The 6,665-nt window shown below is 52.1% G+C and carries 6 protein-coding genes, 1 tRNA gene and 1 pseudogene; 4 read left to right on the top strand and 4 right to left on the bottom strand.

The features are described 5' to 3' along the window. Positions 1-260 precede the first annotated feature (260 nt). Entirely contained in the window at positions 261-683 is a 423-nt protein-coding gene (locus GHO32_RS10510) for a hypothetical protein (RefSeq protein ID WP_153334982.1), read from the bottom strand. 354 nt (positions 684-1,037) lie between these two features. Between GHO32_RS10510 and GHO32_RS10505 the strand changes: the two genes are divergently transcribed. From GHO32_RS10505 to GHO32_RS10490, 4 genes are all read left to right on the top strand, one after another. Then, positions 1,038-1,376, top strand: a complete 339-nt coding sequence (locus tag GHO32_RS10505; protein WP_256665563.1) for an RAQPRD family integrative conjugative element protein — start codon at positions 1,038-1,040, stop codon at positions 1,374-1,376. Positions 1,377-1,632: 256 nt separating this feature from the next. Continuing rightward, positions 1,633-3,258: a DUF2235 domain-containing protein gene (locus tag GHO32_RS10500; protein WP_153334980.1), complete on the top strand. Its 1,626-nt coding sequence runs from the start codon at positions 1,633-1,635 to the stop codon at positions 3,256-3,258. Beyond that, positions 3,255-3,911 carry a DUF2931 family protein gene (locus tag GHO32_RS10495; RefSeq protein WP_153334979.1) on the top strand — a complete coding sequence of 219 codons (657 nt, stop codon included), beginning with the start codon at positions 3,255-3,257 and terminating at the stop codon, positions 3,909-3,911. Before GHO32_RS10500 ends, GHO32_RS10495 begins: the two co-directional genes overlap by 4 nt. A gap of 469 nt (positions 3,912-4,380) precedes the next feature. Then, positions 4,381-4,653: a DUF3077 domain-containing protein gene (locus tag GHO32_RS10490; protein WP_153334978.1), complete on the top strand. Its 273-nt coding sequence runs from the start codon at positions 4,381-4,383 to the stop codon at positions 4,651-4,653. A 65-nt stretch (positions 4,654-4,718) separates the two neighbouring features. On the opposite strand, the pseudogene GHO32_RS10485 reads toward GHO32_RS10490, so the two are convergent. From GHO32_RS10485 to queC, 3 genes and pseudogenes are all read right to left on the bottom strand, one after another. Continuing rightward, positions 4,719-5,437, bottom strand: a pseudogene (locus GHO32_RS10485) (DUF4113 domain-containing protein). 385 nt (positions 5,438-5,822) lie between these two features. Continuing rightward, positions 5,823-5,898 (bottom strand) — tRNA-Lys (locus GHO32_RS10480). A 74-nt stretch (positions 5,899-5,972) separates the two neighbouring features. Further along, positions 5,973-6,665, bottom strand: coding sequence for a 7-cyano-7-deazaguanine synthase QueC (gene queC, locus GHO32_RS10475; protein WP_178109977.1), 693 nt, complete (start codon positions 6,663-6,665; stop codon positions 5,973-5,975).

The following is a 6,665-nucleotide window of genomic DNA, read 5'->3' as shown; positions in this document are numbered from 1 at the left end:
GAGCTTACATTTTCTAAGATCCTCGACTCCTTTTCCAGCCGGTCAGATTTTTTCTACACCCTTAAATGCGAAGAGCCGGAAATAACTACGCCACCCTCTTCAAAAAAATGGCTGAGTTTAGTGATCCGTTAATTGGAACACATACTCAGCCCAGCTGAATTGTGTTCCATTTAAGCACCTTGCTTAATCGATAGCACCCAGCCTTTCTCATACCTTTTGATTGGCCAAAAATCCACTTCCCCCCTTAAACTCATAACGCATTAAATTTTTGACCTTACAAAAAAATCAAAAATCAACCCCAAAAACCCAACCCACGAAACAAATGCTTTATAGATCTCGATTTGTGGCCACTGGACAATACCCACCCCAAGACTTAGAAATAAAAACATCGCAACCCAAAACTGCCATGCACGCGTTAAAATCTTCACCAACCCAAAAATATTAGTTATTTTAATTAACTCCTTATCATAACGACGATAATCTTTACCAAGATACAAAGCAATTATAAATGCCACTAATGAAAACACCATTGCGATTATCGGCGTCACAACAAAAAATACCAAATTACTCCCTGCCAATGCCATGACCACATGTCCAAACTTGTTCAACTTATCCATATAGCCCTTAGCAACCGCATAGCCACTCCATGGCATAACCGGATCAAAACCAGATATAGCATTCATAACAGCACCTCGACCTTAGTCATTTCTGAATTAGCTCCCAAAACATTAAACAAGCACAAAAAACCACCCACAAATACAGCAAAATAAAAGAACAAAAATATCCTACTTTTTCTAAGTATTACTTACAAGTCATGTATGAATATATTATCAAAACGGCTCAAATATGATTTATGACATTGCAATCCTAATATTTGATTGATGTCGACCTCTGTCACATCAAAAAAACCCACCTCCACCAAATATTCATTTCTTGCAGCCCCTCTCCACAAAGATCGGCACTCTGGCAGCAACACGAATTACCAGAAATCAGCCGTGATCCAGTCTCCGCGCCCTAATCTCCTCAATTGCCGCCTCTTGCTGACTGGCCTCATCGCAGCTTGCGGGTGCGGCCTGCCGATCGCTCATGCAGTGGCGACCTCCGCCTCTGAACACTCCAACCTGGCCGTCATGATTAGCCAGCTCACCGCACTGGAAAACAGTGCTCGCCGCAGCCCCCGAGTGGCTGACGAGCCGGGCCAGCGCTACTTATTTGACTATTCGCGTTTGGCTGCTGACATCGAGCGTATCCGCCAAGGCCTTGAAAACTATCTGACCCCCAGCCGTGCCCAGCCACGCGATCCCGTTGAGCTCTCGGGGAGTTACTCGGCAGTGGGTGGGTTCCCGGCATCCACCAGCTATTTGTTATCCATCTAAATCACCGTCTCAAGCTTCAAAAAGTATCTTTAACTCAATCCCGTTCAGCACTAACCCATCCTCTCCTGCTGCAAACCGAACAAGCGGATATCTACGGTAAACAGGCATCAATGACACAACCGTTTCTCAAAAGACCGAACCCTTCAGCACCTACGCAAATAACGTTTTTTTCCTTCGGCACCTACCTGATCCCTCCTACATCCATGTTCGCCTCAGCCACCTAAAGTTCACGCTTTTCAAAAGCGAAAGTACTCAGATGGCGAATAAAGACGTACCCAACAAAATCTGGCGCCATGTGGGGGGTGAGGGAGGTCATAAATATCTCGACGACATGACCGCCAAAGAACTGGCCGATCAAGAGGCTGAACACCGCAGCTACGATCATATTGCGCAAGCCGATGCAGCCCGCTACCAAAAAGGCTTCGAGTACTACGAGCAGCAACAACAGGAAGAGCGCGCCAAAAAATTCGATCTGAGCCTGCGCATCGGTGTGTTCTTCGACGGCACCGGCAACAACGCCAGCAACGTCTTCGACGGTATACGCTGCGGCGCCCACCACCCCGTACGGGCTGAAGATCTGGAGGGTAGCTGTAAGCCCTACATGGCCGACTCTGAAAGAAGCTATGGGAATGATCTAAGCAACGTGGCCAAGTTGTTTGGGTTGTACACCTCAAGCCTCAAGTTGGTAGGTCACGATAAACATAAAAACGCCTACGGCAAACTCTATCTCGAAGGTATAGGCACTCAGGTTGCGGAGAAAGACAGCTTGTTGGGTTCTGGAGCAGGACGCGGCGGGACAGGCGTTGAGGAGCGTGTTGGGCAAGCGTTTCAAAAAATCCTTGGCGTAATGAATGATTTATATCAAGAACACCCGGATGCTGAACTCAGATTCATAACCTTCGATATTTTTGGTTTTAGTCGGGGAGCCGCCGCTGCTCGACATTTCGCCAATCATGTTGCCAAGGGCTCAAATGGTTTCTTGGGCGAATCACTTCGCAGAACAAAGCTCAAATTCAGCCACTCTTTTGTTCCTAACTCCAGCTGTATCGATATGGGGTTTGTCGGGTTATTTGACACCGTTGCCTCAATTGTCGGATGGGATAACCTGGGTAATTTAAGCAGTCGTCACATCCCTCGGCTGGAACTTTATTTAAATCCAAACGCTATACAAAACGTAGTGCAATTAACCGCCAGAGACGAGAAACGCTTTAACTTTGCCTTGAGCGAGGTCGGCCCGGACCATCTGGAAATCAACCTGCAAGGGGTGCACTCGGACATCGGTGGCGGTTATCTGCCTCAGTCGCAAGAAACATTAATGCTGACACCCATGCAGACTCTAGATGTGCCAATTGATCAGAACATCCTGGAAACATCCATTTACCGCGATGCTGTGGAGGCAAAAGCCAGCTGGGTCGCCGAAGGCTGGCCTGAGGATATGCTGCACATTGTGACCCCGGAAGCCGAGCGCCTTCCCTACGACAACCAAGACTGGATGACGCCCGAAAGTAAAAGAGTTTATGCAGGTTTACAGATCAGACGTCACGTAAGGGGGGAGCTATCAAGGGTGTACTTGCGGGTGATGCACACGCAGGCAACGGCTAAGAAAGTGCCATTTCTAGACCTTGATCCGAGTGATTCTGACTTTGCCCTCCCATCTGAACTCCAGCCGTTATGCGACAAGTTCATCGCAGGTGATTACAGCACTAGCCCCGCCGAAGACACATTGCTGCGACGCCGCTATATCCATACCTCGGCTCACTGGAACCACCCTTGGGGGAATGCCAAAGGTAGGACCATCACGCTGCTGTACCTCAACTCCCCTATGGAGGACGGCGTTCGTGTTCGCCACCCTCATGTTCACGTACCCCGGTGGCAGTTATGAAACACTTAAGAATCTCAGGCGCACAGTTGGTTTTTTTGATAATCCTCGGCTGCAGCCGCGACCCACTGTCGGGTGCAAACGACCCCAAGGACGATTCTTGGAATCTTGATTACATTGGCCCTTCTTATATGTCCGGCTGGGTTGAGCACATCACTGTCGAGGATATGAAAGGTCGATGGTTCAGAGGGCCTGGAGGGGCGCTTGGGTCTGGTGACCCAGGGCTGGACAAAGAATACGCCCGGGGCTGGGGCACTCTAGGAAGAAACCTTTACCCTATTACGGGTGCTGATTTGCCCAAACGTATCTTCGTGCGTTGGCAATCCGTCGTTGAGCAGAAAACCTATAAAGGCTGGATCGAAATTCCTGAAAACGCCCGGAGCATCATGCGCGGCTCCACTGCGCGTCGTTGCCCTGACTGGCCAAATGATGCAGCGAACTACTCGGCATTGGCAATAATTGGCGTGGCACCAGGAGGCGTTATCAAGGCTTGGGTGAAGGACAACTGCTTGGGCAGGGTCTTGGTCTCCAGCGCCCAAGCAGAGATTGAGCCGTTGGGCCCGTACCAAGGCAAATCAAATGGAAAATACCGTCCGCAAGAAGAACCTTCGAAACGCTATGTCGAACGCTATGGCATCCCGTATGGCAGTTGGTAATGCCTCTTTAGGCGCTGAAGCGCTGAGCAGACATGGATTGGTGGGCGCGCGCTGCGATGCTTCGGTTTGAGGCCGGTTTAACTTGAATGAGAAACCGGCTCGCGGTTGCACTTTAAGGACCTGAGCGTTACCCTTTCGACGTCGCTGCACATCAGCGAACGGGTTTGACGGCCCGATTAACAATAGGCGCACAGGCGCCCCCATTACGATTGCAGGCGCTTTTTTTGCGTCCGCATCTTCGTTAATGGCGGCTGTGCGTGGGAGACCTTCGGGTCTGCCGGGTTTCCTATTGTCCCGGTCCGTCAACCTGCGCACAGCTGCCACCCTAAATCGTTTGACGGCGGTTCGTGGCAGCTCCTCAACAATAGGAGTAATGCCAGATGCACGCTCTCAATCCGTTCAAAAAATGCCCGACGCGTACTGTCGCCCTGCACAACGTCCAACTCCTCAATGCGAAACGAGGTGCCTTATGAACGTCTCACCGTTGATCAAAACCGTTGGCGGCGCCACCTTTGGCACCTGCAACGCAGAGAACCAGCGCCTGTTCAGCGTCATTGCCGGTGTCTCAGGTGAAGAAGCCCTGCAACATGCCTCTTTGCTGTTGAACTGCGTCAACACGCTCTCGTACCTGGGCGCCATGGACGATGGCCACGAAAGCATGCGCTGGGCGTCGCACTACCTCAGCGAGATGGCGAAAGCGATCATTGACGACGTGACCTTGGGGCTGCAAGACGTACCGTAACGGTATGGGTTTAGCGTCAGCCCATGGGCAGCCCCATCGCTACCGGGTGGGGTTGTGTCCTGCTGCTAATGACACGACAGTCGCCACAATTGATCCAGCCGGATCGTATAGCTTTGACTCATCATTTCCCTGCGCATGCCCCAATCCGGCTTGCTGGGCACACTGGCAGCCCGTAGCGTGCCCCTGCCCCAGCGCGTGTTAATTTGATCCAGAACGGCCATCACCCTGGTCGCCTCTGCGGGCTGATTAACCGCAAACAGATCATCCGAGAACTCGCCCGGTTGTCGTAGATCCATGAGCAACACCTCGGCCTTGCTGTATTTGAACCCGGGCTGAAAAACATGGGTGAGCGATTCGACCGCCGCCTTGGTCAAGAGGGGCCGATCCCCACCCCGACAGGAATACCCGTGCACTTCAGGATCCTGGCGCGCAACGCCCGCCCCATGGCGGTGGCGTCCGGAAGGCCCGTAAAGTCGGCGAACGACTCATCAATGCTGTAGACCTCCGCCGCTGGCACCATCGACTCAATCAGGCTCATGACCCGCTCGCTCATGTCGCCATACAGCGCATAGTTCGAAGAGAACGCAATAATGCCGTGCTGCTCCAACCGCTGCTTGATCTGAAAATACGGCTCGCCCATTTTCACAAACGGCTTGGCGTCATAACTGCGGGCGATCACACAGCCATCGTTATTGCTGAGCACCACGATGGGGACTTTGGCCAAATCCGGCCTGAACACCCGCTCGCAACTGGCATAATAGAGACGATGGTTCAGAACCCTCAACCCTCTTCGCCCTCATGATCACGCGTGGCTGTATAAAAAATTATGATTGGGGTTAACGCGTACAAGGTTCATGTCAGTGGCTTATGGATGCGGAGCCTGTTTCAGATACGTTCAACTGACAGCAACACTATTGATATACGAACATTCCTACCTAGCAAGGAACGTCGTCCGACAGACAATTCGTATTTTGATCAAATGGCACCGCCAGTGGGCTACTGCAGATTGACATCACCCCGGCGCGAAACTACTGTTCGCCCTAAGACGGCTGCATGTCAGCAAGTGCATGGTGAACTTTTTGCCTTTCAGTCTGCGCGTCCCACCGAATTTCAGGCACAAAAAAGCCGGTAGACCCTGAGGTGCGTACCGGCTGTTTTGATGTTGCATATGGTGGGTCGTGTGGGATTCGAACCTACGACCAATTGGTTAAAAGCCAACTGCTCTACCAACTGAGCTAACGACCCGCTTCGTTGTGGTGCGTATAATACTGATTTTTAACGAGAATTCAACACCTTGTTAAAAATAAATGTGAAATAAATCAAAAGTAACGTGTTGGGTCCGAAACGCCGGCCGCTTGAAAGCCTTCTGCGCGCAGGCGGCAGCTGTCACATTTGCCGCAGGCTTGGCCTTGGGCGTCGGCCTGGTAGCAGGATACGGTGAGTGAGTAATCCACGCCGAGCTTGATTCCCGCTTGGACGATCTGCGCCTTGCTCATGTTTTGCAGTGGCGCTTTGATGCGAAAGCCCTGCCCCTCAACACCGGCTTTGGTCGCCAGGTTGGCCATGGCTTCGAAGGCTTCTACGAACTCCGGACGGCAATCCGGGTAGCCGGAATAGTCCACGGCATTGACGCCAATGAAGATGTCCCGCGCCTGCAGCACTTCTGCCCAGCCCAAGGCCAATGACAGGAATACGGTGTTACGAGCCGGCACGTAGGTTACCGGGATGCCTTCGCTGGGTGCTTCGGGTACATCAATGGAGCTGTCGGTCAGGGCTGAGCCGCCAATACCGTCCAGGTTCAAGCCAATGACTTTGTGCTCAACCGCGCCCAGGTCGCGGGCAACACGTGCTGCGGCGTCGAGCTCGGCACGATGGCGCTGGCCGTAATCAAAGCTCATGGTGTAGCAGCGGTAACCTTCAGCGCGCGCCATGGCCACGACGGTGGCCGAGTCGAGGCCGCCGGACAGCAAAATTACCGCTCTTTTTTCAGTGACAGCAGTGTGTTCAGTCAT

This window comes from Pseudomonas sp. FSL R10-2189 (assembly GCF_009600325.1).
GTDB lineage: Bacteria > Pseudomonadota > Gammaproteobacteria > Pseudomonadales > Pseudomonadaceae > Aquipseudomonas > Aquipseudomonas helleri.
Note: the sequence above shows the minus strand (reverse complement) of the source record. Positions and strands in the feature narration are given on the sequence as shown.